The organism is Candidatus Carsonella ruddii HC isolate Thao2000 (assembly GCF_000287275.1).
Window position 1 is genome coordinate 21,320 of record NC_018416.1, and the last position, 17,769, is coordinate 39,088.

Below are 17,769 nucleotides of genomic sequence, written 5' to 3' on the forward strand. Positions count from 1 at the left end.
TAAAAAAAATGATATCTTATATTAATTCTCCTAATATTGGAAAATATAGAGAATTAAAAAAAATCACTGAAAAATATTGGAAAAAAGAAAATATTGAAAATTATAAAATTTTATTAATGACAATAAAAAAAATAAAAATTGAAAAAATTTTATTTCAAGTTATTAATAATTTTAAAAATATAATTATAGGAGATTTTAGCATGTATGATTCTATTTTAGATATAAGTTGTTTAATTAATTCTGTTGATTATAATAAAATAATAAAAAAAAAAGAATATTTTTTTTTTGCAAGAGGTAATAATAAAATTATACCTCAAAAAATGACTAAATTTTTTAATACTAATTATCATTATATTATACCAAACAATTATAATAATTTAAAATTAAATAGTAATTTATTTATAAATGATTTATTATTTTTTTTAAAAAATGGAATTAAAACAACAATAACAATTATTGGACCTATAAGTTATTTATTTTTATCTATAAATCAAAAACATAATTTTAAAAAATTGTTTGAAATATATTTATTAATAATAAAAAAAATTAATAATTTAAAGAATTTTAATTTTCAATTTGAAGAACCAATATTATGCTTAAAATTAAATAATAATTGGAAAAAATTATTTTTAATATTTTATAATAATTTAAATTTAAATTTTAGTATAAATTCAATTTTTGAAATAAATTTAAATAATATTAGTTTATTAAAAAAAATTTATCTTAATATAAATATTATAACTAATTATATTTTTAATGAAAAAAATTTTTTTTTTGCTATTGAAAATAATTTAAATAAAATTAATATATTATATTTAATAAAAAATATTAAAAATAATAATTTATCAATAACAAATTGTAAATTTTTACCTTATAATTTAAATATAGAAAAATTTTTTAATAAAAAATATTTATCTTTTTTTTTTCAAAAAATAAATGAATTAAAATTATTAAATAAATTATTAATTAAAAAAATTAACAGTTATGATTTATTATATTTAATTAATTTCAAAATATATAAAAAAAAAATTTTATTAGAAACAAATATTAATAAAATTGAAAAAAAAAATAATAAATATAATAATAAAATTTTTATAAATAATACTATTGGATCTTTTCCTCAAAATAAAGAAATAAAAATTTCTAGAAAACAAAAAAAATTTTTTTTAATTAATAAAATAGAATATAATAATATATTAAAAGAAAATATTTATTTATGTTTTTTGAAACAAATAAAATTTAATTATAAAATTTTAACTCATGGAGAATTAGAAAGAACAGATATGGTAGAATATTTTTCAAAAAATATTAAAGGAATTGATATAACTTTAAATGGATGGGTTCAAAGTTATGGGACTAGATATGTAAAACCTCCTATTATTTTAAATATTGAAAATGGTAATAATATTACAGAAAATTGGTTTTTTTTTTCAAATTCTATTACTAAAAAAAAAATAAAAATAATTTTAACTGGACCAATTACAATATTAAAATGGTCTTTTTTTAATGAAAAAATAAAATTTTTTTATTGTTTAAAATTGTCAAACATAATAAATTTAGAAATTTTAAATTTACAAAAAAAATTTAATATATTTCAAATTGATGAACCAACAATTAAAGAATGTTTACCAATTAATAAAAATAATTGGAAATTAGAAATTAATAATTTTTTATTTTGTTTTAATAATTGCACTAAATTTATAAAAAAAAATAATGAAATACATTCTCATATTTGTTATTCATTATTTGATGATGTAATAAATTTTATTAAAAAAATAAATATTAATACTTTAACTATAGAATCTACTAGAGAAAATTTTAATAATTTAAAAATATTTAAATTGATAAATTTAAATTTAGGAGCTGGTATTTATGATGTTCATAGTCCTGTTATAATTAATAAATACAATTTAAAAAAAAATTTTTTTAATTTCTTAAAAATTATTAATCCTATTAAATCTTTAATAAATCCAGATTGTGGTTTAAAAACTAGAAATTGGTATGAGTTAAATCATTCTTTAATTAATATAAATAAAATTTTAATTTCTATTAAAAATAATTTTTAACGATTTTTTTTTTCTTTTTCTCCAGATATTTTATTTCTTCTTAACAATTCTTTTTCTATATCGAAATAAGAAATATTATTATATATTAAAAATAAATTAAAATGATATATAAAATCACAAATTTCTTTTAATAAATCATATTTAAAAAAACAATTTTTATTTTTTTTATAATTAATAAAAGAAAAATAGATTTCATTTAATTCTTCAAAAATTTTTTTTATTAAAAAATTTAAATTGTTTTTCAATATAAATAATGAATATGATTTCCCTACATTTATTTTTTTTTTAATTAGTTTTAATATTTTTATCATGAAAATTTTTTTTAATTGTATATGTAAAGAAAAATTTTTTTTATTTTCTTCTTATAAAAATAATTTAAATATTAATATTTGTAATAATTGTCATCCATATTATACAAAGAAAAAAAATTTTTCTGATAATTCTGAAAAAATTAAAAAATTTAATAAAAAATATGAAAAATTTTTTAAATAAAATTATTTATGGAGATTCTTGTTCAGGAAAAACTTTTTTGTTTAAAAAATATAAAAATAATAATATTGATATAGATTTACTTATAAAATATAAAAATATTAATTTATGTTTTGAATTTTTTTTTAGAATTTTAGAAAAAAAAATTATTTTAATTATTTTAAATATAAAAAAAAAAATTTTTTTAGGTGGTGGAAGTGAAATTTTTTTTTTAAATTTATTAATATTTAAAAATAATATAATTTTTAATCAAATAAAAAGAATAATTTTTGATAATTATAATAGACCAACTTTAAAATCAAAAAAATATTTAAAATTAAGATTTTGTATAAGAAAAAAATATTATTTAAAATTAAATAATTTTATTTTAAATAAATGCAAAAATTGTAATTTAATATGAAAATAATAAAAACTAAAAAAAAATTTTTAACAAATATATACATTAATAGTTATTTTAATATTAATATTTTTAAAAAAAATAATATTTTTATAATAATAGATTATAATATTTATATATTATTATTTAGTATTTTTAAAAAAAAAATAAAAAAATTTAAATTTGTTATTATTCCGTTTGGTGAAAAATATAAAAATATAAATACTTTAAAAATAATATGGAAATATATGATTAAAAAAAATATTAATAAAAATTTTTTAATTACAATTTTTGGAGGTGGTGTATTGGGAGATATAATTGGTTTTGTTTGTTCAAGTTATTTTAGAGGAATATCTTTTTCTATATTTCCAACAACTTTATTATCTCAAATTGATTCTTCAATTGGGGGTAAAAATGCTGTTAATTTTTTTTCAAAAAATAGTATTGGGATAATAAACAATCCTATTTATATTTATATAAATTATAATATAATTTTTTTTATGAAAAAAAATGAATTTTTTGATGGTTATTCAGAAATAATTAAATATTCAATTATTAATAATAAAAAATTTTTTTTTTATATTTATAAAAAAAAAAATATAAAAAAAATTATATCAAGATCTTGTTATATTAAAAGTAAAATAATTTCACAAGATTATTATGAATTTAATTATAGATCAATATTAAATTTAGGTCATACTTATGCTCATTGTATAGAAAATAATAAAATTATTAATTTTTCTCATGGAAAATCTGTAACTATAGGAATAATATTTTGTTATTTTTTATCAAGTTATTATTATAAATTAAATTTAAATATTTTAAAAAAAAATATTTTTTTATTCTTAAAATTAAATTTTTTTATAAAAAATTCTTTATTTTTTTCTAAAAAAATGATTAATAAAATAATTTTAGATAAAAAATTTAACAATAAAATAAATTTTATTTTAATAAAAAACATTGGTAATTGTGTTAAAAAAAATATAAAAAAAAATCATTTATTATTTTTTTTAAAAAAATTTTATGAAATCTAATTTAATAACGAAATGGCCTGAAAGAGCGGCAAATAGGGCTATGTTAAGAGCTGTTGGATATAAAAGTAATGATTTTTTAAAATATCAAGTTGGAATAGCTTCAACTTGGAGTAATATAACTCCTTGTAATAATCATATTAATATTCTTTCAAAAGCAACTGAATATGGAGTTAATAAATATTGTAAAGGAACAATTTTTAATACAATTACAGTTTCAGATGGTATCTCAAATGGTAATTTAGGAATGAAATACTCTTTATTATCTAGAGAAATTATTTCATCTTCTATTGAAACAGTTTGTAATGCACAAAATTTTGATTCTATAATAAGTATAGGAGGTTGTGATAAAAATATACCAGGTTGTATTTTAGGTATGTGTAAATTAAATTTGCCTTCAATATTTATTTATTCTGGAACTATTTTACCAGGTAAAAATAGAACTGATATAATATCAGTTTTTGAATCATTAGGAAAATATTATTCTAAAAAAATAAATGAAAATCAATTATTAAACATTGAAAAAAATTCAATTATAGGTTCCGGTTCATGTAGTGGTATGTATACAGCAAATTCAATGGCAATTGCATCTGAAATAATTGGAATTAGTTTACCAAATAGTTCATTACAAAACGCTCAATCTATAAATAAAATTATAAATTGTATTAATTCTGGAAAAATTATATTTAATTTATTAAAAAAAAATATTAAAATTAAAGATATTATTACTTATAAATCAATATTAAACGCTATTAAAGTAATTTCTTTATTAGGAGGTTCAACAAATTGTATTTTACATTTATTAAGTATTGCTAATAGTTTAAATATTAAAATATCATTATACGATATAAAATCAATAACAAATAATTTACCAACAATTTCAGATTTAAAACCTAGTGGTATATTTTTTATTTCTGATTTAATTAATTGTGGAGGTATACAAAAATTTTTAAAATTTTTATTAGAAATAAAATTATTAGATGGTGATTGTTTAACAATAACTGGTAATTCATTAAAGGAAAATTTAAAAAATATTAAAAATAATTATGTTAATAAAATTTTAAAAAATATAAATTTTCCTTTAAAAAAAACAAATCAAATAAAAATTTTATTTGGTAATTTATCTAAAAATGGATGTATATCAAAAATATCTGGAAAAGAAGGAGAAATATTTTTTGGAAAAAGTAAAATTTTTAATTCAGAAGAAGAATCTATTGAATATATATATAAAAAAAAAATTTATAAAAAAACAATAATTGTTATTAGATTTGAAGGACCTAAAGGTGGTCCAGGTATGAGAGAGATGTTAACACCTACATCTGCTTTAATTGGAATAGGTGTAAAAAAAGATATAGCGTTAATTACTGATGGTAGATTTTCAGGTGGTAGTCATGGATTTGTTGTAGGTCATATATCACCAGAAGCTTATAATAAAGGTGAAATTTCAATTTTAAAAGAAAATGATATTTTAATGATTGATACTATTAATAATAATATAATATTTTTTGTGAATAATAACAATATCAATAATAGAAAAAAATTTTTTTTTAATTATAGTAAAATTTCGTTCGGTATATTGAATTTATACAGAAAAAATTCATTAGATTCCTCTAAAGGTGCAAGTTTTGATTATTAATTATTTATATAAAAAAAATTAATTAATAATATTATTTATAAAAAACAATAAAAAATTATGAAAAACAACTTATTAAAAATATTTTTTAAAGAAACTTTATTATATATAAAAAAAAATGAAATTAAAAAAAATTTAGAAATAGTTTTTATTATTTTTATAAAAATAATTAATAAAATATTAAATTGTATGAAAAAAAATTTTTTTTTAAAAATATTATTATATATTATATATTATAAATTATTAATAAATAATATATTTATTTTTCTTTATTTAGATAATTTTATAGAAAATAAAAAAAAAGATAATTTAAATATTATTCCAAAAAATAATATAATGGAAAATATTTTTATTTTTTTTATGTATTTATTATATGAATAATTTTTATAATTTTTTAAATTTATTAAAAATAGAATCTATTAAACAAAATAAAAAAATAAATTTAATAGCATCTGAAAATTATTCAAGTATTGCTTCAATAATATATTCTTCATCTTGTTTTATTAATAAATATATAGAAGGATATCCATTTAATAGATATTATTCAGGATGTAAATTATTTGATTTTTTTGAAATTAAATCAATAATTGAGTCTCAATTATTATTTTCTTCAAAATATTCTAATATTCAACCTCATTCAGGAGTTCAAGCAAATTTTTCTGCTTTTCAAACTTTATTACAAAAAAATGATAAAATTTTATCTTTAGATTTAAAATCTGGTGGACATCTTTCTCATGGTTTTAAAAAAAATTTTTCTGGAGTTATATTTAAAATTATAAATTATTGTTTAGATAAAAATAATTTATTAAATAATAACAATATTGAATTATTAATAAAAAAAGAAAAACCAAAATTAATTATTGTAGGATATTCTTGTTATCAATCTAATATTGATTGGAAGTATTTACAATATATATCAAAAAAAAATAATTGTTTTTTATTATCAGATATTAGTCATATCTCTGGTTTTATATGTTCTGGATTAATTGATAATCCAATTAAAAATAGTGATATTGTAACTTCTACTACACATAAAACTTTAAGAGGAACAAAAGGAGGAATAATATTAACAAATAATAATAAATATTTTAAAAAAATTAATTCATCTGTTTTTCCTGGTCAACAAGGTGGTTGTATTGGAAATTTAATTATTTCAAAATTTATATCTTTTAAAGAATCAAATAATTTTAATTTTATTAATTATAATAAACAAATTTTAATTAATTCAAAAATTATGTTAAAAGTATTTTTATATAGAGGTTATAAATCTTTAAATTTAAATACAATTAATCATATGTTTGTTATACATTTAAAAAATAAATTTAGTTTAAAAATTGAAAAAAAATTAGAAAAAAATGGTATTTTATTAAATAAAAATTTTTTTCCTAATGATAATAAAAATTCAATAAATCCTAGCGCTATAAGAATAGGATTATCAGCTATAACTACTAGAAAAATGAAAAATTTAGAAGTTGAATTTTTAGCTAATATTATATGTGATATAATTGAAAATAATATTTGTTATAAAGAAAAAATAAATTTTATTTGTGACAAATTTCCTATTTATAAATAATTTTAATAAATATTATTATTTAAAATTATATTATTTAAAAAATATAAAAATTTATCAGAATTATATATAATGTTTTTTTTGTTAAAAAAAAAAAAAAAAATATCATTTATTGAATCTGATATAAAAATATTTTTTTTTTTTTTAAAATTTAAAATTTTTTTATAATTGAAATTTATTATTTTATAATTATTACAATAACAATAACAATTAAAAATTTTTTTCTTATTTTTAATAAGTATAAAATTAGTAGTTGTAGAAATACTTTTTTTATAAAAAAAATTTTTATTATTAAATATTTTTATTATATAATTATATATTATTTTAATTTTTTTTACTTTAAAATAATTTTTTTTTAAAAAATTACAAAAACAATTATTATTAATTATTTTATTATTATATAATTTATAAAAAAAAATATTAACTTTATTTTTTTTAAAAATTAATATTTTATCTAATATTTTATTCCAAATGTATTCACTATCACAATTTAAGATTGTATTATCATAATCAAATAAAAATTTTATCATGAATAAATTAATAATTAATAATGGTTATTTTTTATATTTTTTTTATAAAAAAAAAAAATTAAAAAAATATGAATTTATCATTAATAGGTTTACAATGGGGAGATGAAGGTAAAGGTAAAATAATAGATTTTTTTTCAAATTTTAGTAATTTAATTATAAGATATAATGGAGGACATAATGCAGGTCATACTATTTATAAAAATAATAAAAAAAAAATTATTAAAATTTTACCATCTGGTGTTTTTAAAAAATATTGTATTTCTTTATTATCTAATAATATTTATATTTTAATAGAAAATTTATTAAAAGAAATAAAAATAAATTTTAATAATATTTTTATATCAAAAAATGTATTTATTATAAATAAAATAGATGAATTTATAGATTTTTTAATTGATAAAATTATAAAAATAGGAACTACTTTTAATGGTATTAGTATAATAAATTTAAGAAAATCTATTAAATGTAGTTTTAATATAAGAAATATATTTTGTTTATATTTTTTAAAAATATTAAAAAAAAATTTATTTTTTTATAATATAATTTTTATTTTTTTTAAAATTAAATTAAAAATATTTTTATTTTTTTTATTAAAAAAAATAAAAATTATGATTGAAATTATTAAAAAAAATATTGTTAATAATAATTATATTATTAATTTTAAAATTAATAAAATATTCGAAAGCGCGCAAGGTGTTATGTTGGATTTTAATAATGGTACTTTTCCTTTTGTTACAAATTCAAATATAATAAATAAATCTATTTTTATTAATTCAAATTTTTATTTAAATAATTTAAAATTTATTGGTATAATTAAATCTTTTTCAACTAGAGTAGGTAATGGAAATTTAAACACTAAATTAAATAAAAAAAAAAATTTTTTTTTTTCTTATATAAATAAAGAATTTGGAACAAATTCATTAAGATTAAGAAATTCTGGTTGGAATGATTTATTTTTATTAAAAGAAATGATTAAAATAAATAATATTTCAAATTTAATTTTAACAAAAATGGATTCATTAATAACAATAAAATATATTAAATTATTAATTAATTATAATATTAATAAAATAAAATTTTTTAATTATAAAAATAATTTTTTTAAAAATAATTATTTTATATTTAATTCTTGGAAAAAAATAAATTTAAAATATTTTAAAAATGAAAAAAATTTTCATCTATATATTAGATTTATTGAAAAAGTAACAAATACTTCTATTATTATTATTTCAATAGGAAAAAACGAAAAAGATTTAATTTTTTTATGAATAAATATAGTTATTATAGTTTAATAAATTCATATCAAATTGAAGAAAAATTTTGCGAAAATTTAATAAATGAAATTTCTTTTATTAATAAAGAACCAAATTGGTTAAAATCATTTAGATTAAATTCTTTCAAGATATTAAAAAAAATGATTTTTCCTAAATGGGGTAATTTTTTTTTAAAAAAAATTTTTTTTGAAAATTCTTGTTATTATAATTTTCATGATAATAAAAATAATTATTCATTAAAAAAAACTTTTAATAAAATTATTAATAAAAAAAAAGCAATAGATTTTGTTTATAATTCTATTTCTGTTAAAACAACAATGAAAAAAAAACTTTTAGAAAAAGGTATAATTTTTTGTTCTTTAAATGAATCAATTAAAAATTTTGAATTTTTTATTAAAAAATATTTAGGTAGTGTTGTTAAACCATATGATAATTTTTTTTCTTGTTTAAATTCATCAATTTTTAGTGATGGAACTTTTGTTTATATACCAAAAAATACAATTTGTCCTATTGAATTATCATCATATTTTAGAATAAATGATGAAGTTGGTCAATTTGAAAGAACTTTAATTATTTGTGAAAATAATTCTTCAATTTCTTATTTAGAAGGATGTACAGCTTCAAAAAAAAAAAATTTTCAATTACATACTGCAGTTGTTGAATTAATATCAAAATCTAATTCTATAATAAAATATTCAACAGTTCAAAATTGGTATTCTGGAAATAAATTTAATAAAAAAGGTATTTTTAATTTTGTTACAAAAAGAGGTATTTGTGTTAATAATAAATCAAACATTATTTGGATTCAAATTGAATCAGGATCATCAATAACATGGAAATATCCTTCTACTATATTAAAAGGAAACTTTAGTAATTCTGAATTTTATTCAATTAGTATTAGTAACAAATTTCAACAAATTGATACTGGTACAAAAATTTATTATTTAGGTAATAATTGTAATTCTTATATTAATTCTAAAAGTATAGCATTAAATAATTCTTTACAAATTTATAGAGGTATGGTAAAAAATTATATTTTTGCAAATAATTCTAAAAATTTTACATCTTGTGATTCTATTATAATAAATAATGGTAAAATTTTTACTTTTCCATTAAATATAATTTTAAATAGTAATTGTTTAATAGAACATGAAGCAAATGTAACTAAAATTTCTTTAAATGAAATTAATTTATTAAAAAGTAAAGGTATTTTTAATTTTCAATGTTATAACATGTTAATAAATAATTTTTGTTATGATATAATAAAAAAATTACCTTTAGAATTTTTTTCAGAAATAAATGATTTATTAAATTCTATAATTAAATATTCTATTATATGATAAAAATTATAAATTTATCTATAAAATGTGAAAAATTTTTTATTTTTAAAAAAATAAATTTTTTTTTAAAAAAAAAAACATATGTTTTAATAGGAAATAATGGTATCGGAAAATCTACTTTAATAAAATCTTTTATTAAAGATGAAAATTATCTTTATTTAGGAGAAATATTTTTTAATAAAACTAATATTTTATTTTATAAAACAGATTATATTGCAAGAATGGGAATTTTTTTCACTTATCAAAATCCAATTGAAATTTATAACATTAAAAATATTTTTTTTTTAAAAACATGTTATAATATTTTTAACTATAATAATAAATTTTTTTTTAAAATTTTAAATTTTTATATAAAAAACATAAATTTTAAAAAAAAACTTTTATATAGAATGTATAACTATGGATTTTCTGGAGGAGAAAAAAAAAAAAATGAATTTTTATTTTTATTAATAATAAATCCAATGTTTATTTTATTAGATGAAATTGATTCTGGATTAGATTATAATTCTTTATTTTTTATAATGAATTATTTAAATAAAATAAAAAATAAAAAATATATCGTTATTATATCTCATAATAAAAACATTAAAAATATTTTATTTATAGATTTTTATATAATAATAAAATTAAATAAAATAAGTTTTTTATCATGTATTTAACTTTTTTAAATAATAAAAAAAAATTTTTTTTTATATTAAAAAAATTTTTTCATAATAATAAATATAAAAATAATTTTTTTTTTAAAATTTTAAAAAGAATTTTTTTTAAAAAAATAAAATTTTTTAATTTAAATTGTTTAAAAAAAAATTTTTTTAATAATAATAAAATTTATTTATTTTTTTTTATAAATGAAAAAAAAATTATTTTTTTAAACAATATTTACAACATAAAATTAAAAATTTTTAATTTTTTATTATTGAAAATTTTTTTATTAAAATCATTAATTTATTTAAAATTAAATAATGTTTTTATATCTAATTTTTTTTGTTTATTTTCTAAAATTATTTTTAAAAAAAATTTAAATAAAATAAATTTTTTTTTTTTAAAATTTAATAATATTATATTATTTTTAAATATTATAAAATTTTTAAATAAAAAAATTAAAAGTTATTTATTTAAAAAAAATTTTTTTTTATTTTATTTTAAATCAAAAATTTATAATTTATTTGTTAAAATTAAAAATATTATTTTAATTTATAATAATAATAATTATTGTTTAGAATTTTTTTATATAATTTCAAAAAAAAATTTTTTCATTATTTTTAATAATTTAAAAGTTAAAAAAAATGTAAAAAATAATTTTATTTATCAAAATATAGAATTTATTGTTTATAATAAAAATTTTATATTTGTAAATTTAAATATAAATTTATTTACTAAAAAAATTTTTTGTAAACATAAAATATCTTTTATTTTTAAAAAAAATATGTATTATTTTTTTTTAAGTAAAAAAATTTTTAAAAAAATTGTTTTTTGATGTTTTATTTTTTAATAAATTTTAAAAAAATAATTTATTTAGATAATTCTTCTACTAATCAAAAACCAAAAATATTATTTAAATCAATTATAAACGTATTGCAAAAAAAAAATTTTAATTTAAATAGAGGTGAATATAATTTATTACAAAAAAATTTTTTTTTTTTTAAAAAAATTAAATTTTTAATAAAAAAAATTTTAAATATTAATTTTATAGAAGAAATAATTTTTTTTTTTAATTCAACTTTTTCTATAAATTTTATTATTTTAAATTTAAAAAATTTTTTTAAAAATAATAATGAAATTATTATTTCTAATAAAGAACATAATTCTATTATATTACCATTATTAAAAATTTTAAAAAATAAAAATTTAAAATTAATAATTTTTCCTAATTATAAAAATAAAATATATATAAATATAATTTGTAATTTTTTAAATGTATATACATTATTATGCATAATAAATATCAATTCTAACAATTATGGAGTTATAAATAAATTTAAAAAAATAATTAAAATTTGCAATTATAATAATATTATTACACTTATAGATAATACTCAATCTATTTCTAGTATAAATATAAATTTAAAAAAAATAAAAATTGATTTTTTAATATTTTCTTTACATAAATTATATTCTTTAACAGGAGTATCTGTTTTGTATTGTAAAATTTTTTTTTTATCAAAAATTAATCCAATTTTAATTGGAGGAGGAAGTTTATTTTTATCAAATAAATTTATTTTTAAAAATTTTGATGAAAAATTTTATTTTGGAACTCAAAATATAATTTCTATTTATTCTAATTATTATTCTTTAAAATGGTATTTAAGAAATAAAAAAATTATTTTTTTTATTAATTTTTATATTAAAAAAAGTATTTTTTCAATTTTTTATAAAAAAAATTTTTATTTTACAAATATAATTTTGTTAAAAATAAATAATAATAAATTATTAAATGATTTTTTAGATTTAAATAAAATTATATTAAGATGTGATAATTTATGTAATTTTTTAAAAAAAATGTTTATTAATAATAATAATAACTGTAGATTATCGTATAATTTTTTTAATAAAATTAAAGAAATAATAAAAATAAAATTTTTAATTTTTTTTTTTAATTTTAAAATTATTAATTATTAGATCATTATAAAATATTAAAATATTATTTTTTTCTATAAAAAAATTTTTTTTGTAAAATATTAAAAATGTTTTTCCTTTAAAATTTATTATTTTTCCATTTTTTTTTAAACTTTGAGAATTTAATTTAAAAAAAATATTTTTTAAATTTATTTTTTTTATAATTATAATTGAATATTTAACTTTATATTTACTAATAATAATAATTTTTTTTTTAATATATATAATTTTAAAATTAAAAAATTTTTTTCCTAAATTTAAATTTTTTTTTATTTTAATAATATTAAATAAAATTTTATTTTCAATAAAAAATATATATAAAAAAAAATTTATTTTTTTTTTAAAACAAACTCCTGTAGTATTTTTTTTTTTTGAACAAAAAAAGTTATTTTTTATAGAAAAAAATAATATTTTTTTTTTGTTAAAATAACCATTTATAGAAAATATATTATTTTTATAATTTAAAAAATAAGTTTGATCTTTTTTTTGATCAATAGAAGAAAAAAAATAATTTTTTATTTTTTTAAAATAATGACCAGTAAATAATAATTTTTTATTTAAAATTATTTTTATTAAATATATTTTAATTAATTTATTACAATAAAAATCTATATTATTTTTTTTATAATTATTAATTATATAATAATATTCTTTGTTTAAAAAAATATAAAAAATTTTTTTTTTAATATATTTACTGTTTAAAAAAGAATATTTTTGTTCAAAATAAGAATAACAATTATTAATTTTTATAAATAAATTATAACAAAATAAATTAAAATTAAAAAAATTAGAATCTTTTCCTCCAGAATTTAATAAAATGTTAATCATTAAATTCTATGTATAATTTTTCCTTTAGTTAAATCATAATCAGACATTAAAATTTTTACTTTATCACCAATCATAATTTTAATAAAATTTTTTCTAATTTTACCAGAAATAAAAGCATTAATTAAAATTCCATTTTCTAATTTAATTTTAAATGTTGCATTTGGCATAGTATTGATAACAATACCTTCCATTTCAAAAGTATTATTATTTTTCATTTATTATTAAAATAAATAATTTTTTTTGTCTCGTTCGTCTATAGGTAGGACCTTGCTCTTTCACGGCGAAAAAAAGGGTTCGATTCCCTTACGAGATAGCGAAAATATCTTAATGGTAAAGATTCACCTTGCCATGGTGGAAGCTACGAGTTCGAATCTCGTTTTTCGCTAGAGATATGTCTGAGTGGTTTAAAGAGTATGCTTGGAAAGCATAAAAAATTTATTAAAATTTTCATGGGTTCGAATCCCATTATCTCTTTATAATTAAAAAATTTAATAAATTTTTTATATTTAAAATACCTGTAATTTTTATTTTTTTATTAAAATCAAAAAATAATGTAGGAGTTTGAAATATATTATTTTCAATACAAAATTTTAATTTATTTTCAATTTTTATAAAAAAAATAAAAATTTTAATTTTTTTTTCAATTTTAATTAAATTTTTTTTTAAAAAAAAATTTGAATTATTATATTTAGAATAAAAAAAAATTATTTTTTTTTTATTATTTAAAAAAAACAAATTTTTATAATTAATTTTTATCATAAATATTTAATTAAATGATTTCCAAAAAAATTTCTTTTCATTTGAATTATTTTAAAATTATAATTTTTGTTTATTATAATTAATGAAAAATTATATGTAGAAAAACAGAAGAAAATTGATAAATTTAAATTTAAACATATTATTATTATTTTTTTAAAAGAATTTATTTTTTTTAAATAATAAAAAAAAATTTTTATTAAAAAAAAATTTTTTTTAAAATTTATTAAATATAATAAAATATTAGAATCAATAATACAACTATTTAAATATGTTTTTATTAAATTATTAAAATTTAACTTCCAATTATATTTTTTTTTAATTTTAATAATTTGATTAAAACCTTGTATATAACATTGTAATTTACAAAAAAAAAAAAAATTTTTTATTTTTTCTAAAAATATTGAATAATTTATTAAAAAAATATATTTATTATTAAATAAAATTATATTTCTAAAAAAAATATTTTTTGATATAATTCTAATTATTAAAGCTTCAAAAATAGTATTTATATTTATATTATTATTTAAAGAATTTAATACTGTATTTCTTCCAGTACCTTTTTGTTCAACGATATCGCATATTTTTTTTTTTTTTTTTAATAAAATATTTAATAAAACTTTTAATAAATAACAATTAATATTTGAATTTTTCCAATTTAATAAAATATTTATTATATTTTTTTTATGTTTTACAAAAATTTTAATAATGAAATATATTTCAGCTATAAGTTGTAAAATACCATATTCTATTCCATTATGAATCATTTTAATATAATGAGAACTTGATTTTCCAATTGTAATACAACAACTATATTTTTTTTTTTGTTTAAATAAAATTTTTTTTAAAATATTTTTAATTAAAAAATATTGTTTTATATTACAATCTATCATACAACATAATCCATATAATGCTCCTGAACAACCACCTGATATACCAGAAGATAAAAAAATAAATTTTTTATTTATTAAAATATTATTTATATAAGTATTTTTATAAAATGAATTACCAAAATCAATAACAATATCTTTTTTATATAATTTTTTTTTTAATCTAATTAAAATAATTTTAATTGGTAATCCAGTTTTAATTAAAATAAAAATTAATTTAATTTTAGGTAAAGAAAATAAAAATTTTTTTAAACAATTTGTAATTATAATTATATTGAAAAATTTTAATTTTAATTTAATTTTTTCTTTATTATATATTGAAACAAAAATATTTTTTTTTATAAGATTAATAGTAATATTTTTTGACATTCCTCCATAACCAATTATTCCTACATGATTTTTCATAAATTTAAAAAATTTTTATTATTTAAAAAAAATAAATTTTATTCATTCGTAAAAAATTTTATAAATAAAAATTATATTTTATTAAAACAAAAAAATATTTTATTTATTTTTAATTTTATTATTAATATAAAAAATAATTTTTTTATAAAATTTAATAATAATAATATTTTATCTAAAAATATTTTTTTTTATTTAAAAAAAAAAATTTTTAAAAATAAAAAAAAATATAGATTTATTTTTTCTTTTTTTGATTACATAAATTTTAATTTTTTTCAAAATAAAAAAATAGAATATAATTTTTTTTTTATTCCTAATTTTTTTTTTTTTTTTAAAAAAAAAAATAATATTATAATAATATTTAAAATTATAAAAAAAAAAAAAGATTTAATTATTTTTTCAAAATATTTAAATTATATAATTATAAAAATAAATAATATATATATTATTAACTTAATAATTAAAAAAAATATATTAAATAATTTTTTTATTAAAAAAAATATTTTTTTTAAAAATATATGTAAAATTAAAAAAAATATAAAAAATGGAAATTTAACACAATGTGTTATTTCAAATAAAATTTTTATTAAAAATTATTTTAAAAATTTAAATATTATTTTTTCAAAATATAACTTATATTTAAATTTAAAAGAAACAAAAATAGAAATATATTCTCCTGAATTTTTAATAAAATCAGAAAATAATAATAATTATACTAAACCTATAGCTGGCACTACAGATAAAAATCATATTAATTATTTAATATATAAAAATAAAAAAGAAATTTCCGAACATATAATGTTATTAGATTTAAGTTTAAATGATTTATTTAAAAATAATATTAAAAAAATTTTTTTAAAAAGATTAATTTTTTGTGAATATCATAAAAATTTAATTCATATTGTTTCAGAATTATTTTTTATAAATTATAATAAAAATAAATTTAATATAATAAAAAATATGTTTCCTGCAGGAACACTATCCGGTTCTCCTAAAAAAAATTGCATTAAATTAATTAAAAAATTAGAAAAAAAAAATAGAAATATTTATGGAGGAATTTTTTATTATATGAATAAAAATAATTTAGAATCTAGTATATTAATAAGAATTATTTTTTTATATAAAAATAATAAAATTATACAATCTGGTGTTGGTGTAATAGATAAATCTGTTAATTATCTTGAGTGGTTAGAATCAATTTTAAAAAAACAAATTTTAATAAAATGATTTTATTTTTAGATAACTATGATAGTTTTTCTTATAATATTATAAAAAAAATATTTTTAAAAAATTTAAAAATAAATTCTATTTCATATAATATTAAAAATTTTTTTTTTAAATTTATAATTGAAAAAATAATTATAATTGGACCTGGACCAAATAATGTAATAAACAGTAATTTAATTACTATTTTATTAGATAAATTTTTAGGAAAAAAAAAATTTTTAGGAGTATGTTTAGGTCATCAAATTATATGTTGTTATTTTAATTCAAAAATTTATAAATTAAATATATTTAATCATGCACAATATAAATCTTTATTTTTTTATATAAAAAAATATAATATTTTTTTAAAAAAAAAAATAATAAGTTATAATTCATTATCTTGTAACAAAAATTATATTTTAAAAAATATAAGTAATAATAAAAATGAATTTTTTATATTTTATAATAAAAAATTAAAAATAAAAAGTTATCAATTTCATTTTGAATCTATTATTTCTAATAATAATAATTTTTGATAACAATATTATTATTTTTATAATAAAAATAAAAATAAAAAAATAATTCCTTAAAAGGAATTTTTCCTTGGTAGCTCAGCTGGTAGAGCAAATGACTGTTAATCATTTGGTCACAGGTTCGAATCCTGTCTAAGGAGTAGTTATATCCTGATTCGAACAGGAGACCTAATCATCATGAATGATTTGCTCTACCAACTAAGCTATATAACCAAATATATATATTTAT

The 17,769-nt window shown here is 12.6% G+C and carries 20 protein-coding genes and 4 tRNA genes; 17 read left to right on the plus strand and 7 right to left on the minus strand.

Features of this window, described 5'->3' with window-relative positions; genetic code table 11:
- Nucleotides 1–8: 8 nt before the first annotated feature.
- Nucleotides 9–2,066, plus strand: a complete 2,058-nt coding sequence (locus A353_RS00115; RefSeq protein ID WP_014887179.1) for a 5-methyltetrahydropteroyltriglutamate--homocysteine S-methyltransferase — start codon at nucleotides 9–11, stop codon at nucleotides 2,064–2,066.
- Here A353_RS00115 and A353_RS00120 read toward each other — a convergent pair.
- Nucleotides 2,063–2,377, minus strand: coding sequence for a phosphoribosyl-ATP pyrophosphatase (locus tag A353_RS00120; RefSeq protein ID WP_014887180.1), 315 nt, complete (start codon nucleotides 2,375–2,377; stop codon nucleotides 2,063–2,065). The genes A353_RS00115 and A353_RS00120 overlap by 4 nt on opposite strands.
- On the opposite strand from A353_RS00120, the gene rpmE reads away from it, so the two are divergent.
- From rpmE to A353_RS00150, 6 genes are read left to right on the plus strand one after another with little or no spacing between them, the layout of a single operon-like run.
- Nucleotides 2,376–2,558, plus strand: a complete 183-nt coding sequence (gene rpmE, locus A353_RS00125) for a 50S ribosomal protein L31 (RefSeq protein ID WP_014887181.1) — start codon at nucleotides 2,376–2,378, stop codon at nucleotides 2,556–2,558. The two genes, A353_RS00120 and rpmE, sit on opposite strands and share 2 nt — an antisense overlap.
- Nucleotides 2,539–2,955 carry a hypothetical protein gene (locus tag A353_RS00130; RefSeq protein WP_014887182.1) on the plus strand — a complete coding sequence of 139 codons (417 nt, stop codon included), beginning with the start codon at nucleotides 2,539–2,541 and terminating at the stop codon, nucleotides 2,953–2,955. Before rpmE ends, A353_RS00130 begins: the two co-directional genes overlap by 20 nt.
- Nucleotides 2,952–3,965, plus strand: a complete 1,014-nt coding sequence (locus tag A353_RS00135; protein WP_014887183.1) for a 3-dehydroquinate synthase family protein — start codon at nucleotides 2,952–2,954, stop codon at nucleotides 3,963–3,965. The genes A353_RS00130 and A353_RS00135 overlap by 4 nt, the downstream gene beginning before the upstream one ends.
- A complete protein-coding gene (ilvD, locus tag A353_RS00140; protein ID WP_014887184.1) occupies nucleotides 3,955–5,598 on the plus strand; it encodes a dihydroxy-acid dehydratase in 1,644 nt (547 codons plus the stop codon). The genes A353_RS00135 and ilvD overlap by 11 nt, the downstream gene beginning before the upstream one ends.
- Nucleotides 5,599–5,655: 57 nt before the next feature.
- Nucleotides 5,656–5,976: a hypothetical protein gene (locus tag A353_RS00145; RefSeq protein WP_014887185.1), complete on the plus strand. Its 321-nt coding sequence runs from the start codon at nucleotides 5,656–5,658 to the stop codon at nucleotides 5,974–5,976.
- Complete coding sequence (locus A353_RS00150) at nucleotides 5,969–7,168, plus strand: serine hydroxymethyltransferase (protein ID WP_014887186.1); 1,200 nt, start codon at nucleotides 5,969–5,971, stop codon at nucleotides 7,166–7,168. The genes A353_RS00145 and A353_RS00150 overlap by 8 nt, the downstream gene beginning before the upstream one ends.
- A gap of 2 nt (nucleotides 7,169–7,170) precedes the next feature.
- Here A353_RS00150 and A353_RS00155 read toward each other — a convergent pair whose 3' ends face one another.
- Nucleotides 7,171–7,695, minus strand: coding sequence for a hypothetical protein (locus tag A353_RS00155; protein ID WP_014887187.1), 525 nt, complete (start codon nucleotides 7,693–7,695; stop codon nucleotides 7,171–7,173).
- A gap of 68 nt (nucleotides 7,696–7,763) precedes the next feature.
- On the opposite strand from A353_RS00155, the gene A353_RS00160 reads away from it, so the two are divergent.
- From A353_RS00160 to A353_RS00180, 5 genes are read left to right on the plus strand one after another with little or no spacing between them, the layout of a single operon-like run.
- Nucleotides 7,764–8,963 (plus strand): adenylosuccinate synthetase, encoded by a 1,200-nt coding sequence (locus A353_RS00160; protein ID WP_014887188.1) that lies wholly within the window; start codon nucleotides 7,764–7,766, stop codon nucleotides 8,961–8,963.
- Nucleotides 8,960–10,309, plus strand: a complete 1,350-nt coding sequence (gene sufB, locus A353_RS00165; protein WP_014887189.1) for a Fe-S cluster assembly protein SufB — start codon at nucleotides 8,960–8,962, stop codon at nucleotides 10,307–10,309. The genes A353_RS00160 and sufB overlap by 4 nt, the downstream gene beginning before the upstream one ends.
- Nucleotides 10,306–10,968, plus strand: coding sequence for an ATP-binding cassette domain-containing protein (locus A353_RS00170; RefSeq protein WP_014887190.1), 663 nt, complete (start codon nucleotides 10,306–10,308; stop codon nucleotides 10,966–10,968). The genes sufB and A353_RS00170 overlap by 4 nt, the downstream gene beginning before the upstream one ends.
- The gene (locus A353_RS00175; RefSeq protein WP_014887191.1) at nucleotides 10,959–11,786 is read left to right on the plus strand and encodes a hypothetical protein; all 828 of its coding nucleotides are present in this window, start codon (nucleotides 10,959–10,961) and stop codon (nucleotides 11,784–11,786) included. Before A353_RS00170 ends, A353_RS00175 begins: the two co-directional genes overlap by 10 nt.
- Entirely contained in the window at nucleotides 11,786–12,928 is a 1,143-nt protein-coding gene (locus tag A353_RS00180) for an aminotransferase class V-fold PLP-dependent enzyme (protein ID WP_014887192.1), read from the plus strand. The genes A353_RS00175 and A353_RS00180 overlap by 1 nt, the downstream gene beginning before the upstream one ends.
- On the opposite strand, the gene A353_RS00185 is transcribed toward A353_RS00180, so the two are convergent.
- On the minus strand, nucleotides 12,890–13,753 hold the full coding sequence (locus A353_RS00185) for a tRNA (5-methylaminomethyl-2-thiouridylate)-methyltransferase (protein ID WP_014887193.1): 864 nt from the start codon (nucleotides 13,751–13,753) through the stop codon (nucleotides 12,890–12,892). The two genes, A353_RS00180 and A353_RS00185, sit on opposite strands and share 39 nt — an antisense overlap.
- Nucleotides 13,753–13,968 carry a translation initiation factor IF-1 gene (gene infA, locus A353_RS00190; RefSeq protein ID WP_014887194.1) on the minus strand — a complete coding sequence of 72 codons (216 nt, stop codon included), beginning with the start codon at nucleotides 13,966–13,968 and terminating at the stop codon, nucleotides 13,753–13,755. Before infA ends, A353_RS00185 begins: the two co-directional genes overlap by 1 nt.
- 98 nt (nucleotides 13,969–14,066) lie before the next feature.
- Between infA and A353_RS00195 the strand changes: the two genes are divergently transcribed.
- Both A353_RS00195 and A353_RS00200 read left to right on the plus strand, forming a co-directional pair.
- Nucleotides 14,067–14,138, plus strand: a tRNA-Gly gene (locus A353_RS00195).
- A tRNA-Ser gene (locus tag A353_RS00200) sits at nucleotides 14,139–14,227 on the plus strand.
- On the opposite strand, the gene A353_RS01050 is transcribed toward A353_RS00200, so the two are convergent.
- On the minus strand, nucleotides 14,219–14,512 hold the full coding sequence (locus A353_RS01050) for a hypothetical protein (RefSeq protein ID WP_014887195.1): 294 nt from the start codon (nucleotides 14,510–14,512) through the stop codon (nucleotides 14,219–14,221). The two genes, A353_RS00200 and A353_RS01050, sit on opposite strands and share 9 nt — an antisense overlap.
- Nucleotides 14,509–15,804 carry an NAD(P)-binding domain-containing protein gene (locus A353_RS00205; protein ID WP_045118158.1) on the minus strand — a complete coding sequence of 432 codons (1,296 nt, stop codon included), beginning with the start codon at nucleotides 15,802–15,804 and terminating at the stop codon, nucleotides 14,509–14,511. The genes A353_RS01050 and A353_RS00205 overlap by 4 nt, the downstream gene beginning before the upstream one ends.
- Between A353_RS00205 and A353_RS00210 the strand changes: the two genes are divergently transcribed.
- The 3 genes from A353_RS00210 to A353_RS00220 all read left to right on the plus strand — a co-directional run bounded on the left by A353_RS00210 (nucleotide 15,793) and on the right by A353_RS00220 (nucleotide 17,680).
- A complete protein-coding gene (locus A353_RS00210) occupies nucleotides 15,793–17,028 on the plus strand; it encodes a chorismate-binding protein (RefSeq protein WP_014887197.1) in 1,236 nt (411 codons plus the stop codon). The genes A353_RS00205 and A353_RS00210 overlap by 12 nt on opposite strands.
- Nucleotides 17,025–17,543 (plus strand): glutamine amidotransferase-related protein, encoded by a 519-nt coding sequence (locus tag A353_RS00215; protein WP_014887198.1) that lies wholly within the window; start codon nucleotides 17,025–17,027, stop codon nucleotides 17,541–17,543. The genes A353_RS00210 and A353_RS00215 overlap by 4 nt, the downstream gene beginning before the upstream one ends.
- Nucleotides 17,544–17,607: 64 nt before the next feature.
- Nucleotides 17,608–17,680 (plus strand) — tRNA-Asn (locus tag A353_RS00220).
- Here A353_RS00220 and A353_RS00225 read toward each other — a convergent pair.
- Nucleotides 17,681–17,753: transfer RNA gene (locus A353_RS00225), tRNA-Met, on the minus strand. It abuts the tRNA gene before it with no gap.
- Between the last annotated feature and the right edge of the window lie 16 nt (nucleotides 17,754–17,769).

Coding starts and splice junctions, on each gene's coding strand:
- A353_RS00115 (WP_014887179.1), top strand. CDS start 9: ATGATATCTTATATTAATTCTCCTAATATTGGAAAATATAGAGAATTA.
- ilvD (WP_014887184.1), top strand. CDS start 3,955: ATGAAATCTAATTTAATAACGAAATGGCCTGAAAGAGCGGCAAATAGG.
- A353_RS00120 (WP_014887180.1), bottom strand. CDS start 2,377: ATGATAAAAATATTAAAACTAATTAAAAAAAAAATAAATGTAGGGAAA.
- A353_RS00150 (WP_014887186.1), top strand. CDS start 5,969: ATGAATAATTTTTATAATTTTTTAAATTTATTAAAAATAGAATCTATT.
- A353_RS00130 (WP_014887182.1), top strand. CDS start 2,539: ATGAAAAATTTTTTAAATAAAATTATTTATGGAGATTCTTGTTCAGGA.
- A353_RS00145 (WP_014887185.1), top strand. CDS start 5,656: ATGAAAAACAACTTATTAAAAATATTTTTTAAAGAAACTTTATTATAT.
- A353_RS00210 (WP_014887197.1), top strand. CDS start 15,793: ATGATTTTTCATAAATTTAAAAAATTTTTATTATTTAAAAAAAATAAA.
- A353_RS00215 (WP_014887198.1), top strand. CDS start 17,025: ATGATTTTATTTTTAGATAACTATGATAGTTTTTCTTATAATATTATA.
- A353_RS00205 (WP_045118158.1), bottom strand. CDS start 15,804: ATGAAAAATCATGTAGGAATAATTGGTTATGGAGGAATGTCAAAAAAT.
- A353_RS00180 (WP_014887192.1), top strand. CDS start 11,786: ATGTTTTATTTTTTAATAAATTTTAAAAAAATAATTTATTTAGATAAT.
- A353_RS00135 (WP_014887183.1), top strand. CDS start 2,952: ATGAAAATAATAAAAACTAAAAAAAAATTTTTAACAAATATATACATT.
- A353_RS00170 (WP_014887190.1), top strand. CDS start 10,306: ATGATAAAAATTATAAATTTATCTATAAAATGTGAAAAATTTTTTATT.
- A353_RS00155 (WP_014887187.1), bottom strand. CDS start 7,695: ATGATAAAATTTTTATTTGATTATGATAATACAATCTTAAATTGTGAT.
- rpmE (WP_014887181.1), top strand. CDS start 2,376: ATGAAAATTTTTTTTAATTGTATATGTAAAGAAAAATTTTTTTTATTT.
- A353_RS00175 (WP_014887191.1), top strand. CDS start 10,959: ATGTATTTAACTTTTTTAAATAATAAAAAAAAATTTTTTTTTATATTA.
- A353_RS00185 (WP_014887193.1), bottom strand. CDS start 13,753: ATGATTAACATTTTATTAAATTCTGGAGGAAAAGATTCTAATTTTTTT.
- sufB (WP_014887189.1), top strand. CDS start 8,960: ATGAATAAATATAGTTATTATAGTTTAATAAATTCATATCAAATTGAA.
- infA (WP_014887194.1), bottom strand. CDS start 13,968: ATGAAAAATAATAATACTTTTGAAATGGAAGGTATTGTTATCAATACT.
- A353_RS00160 (WP_014887188.1), top strand. CDS start 7,764: ATGAATTTATCATTAATAGGTTTACAATGGGGAGATGAAGGTAAAGGT.
- A353_RS01050 (WP_014887195.1), bottom strand. CDS start 14,512: ATGATAAAAATTAATTATAAAAATTTGTTTTTTTTAAATAATAAAAAA.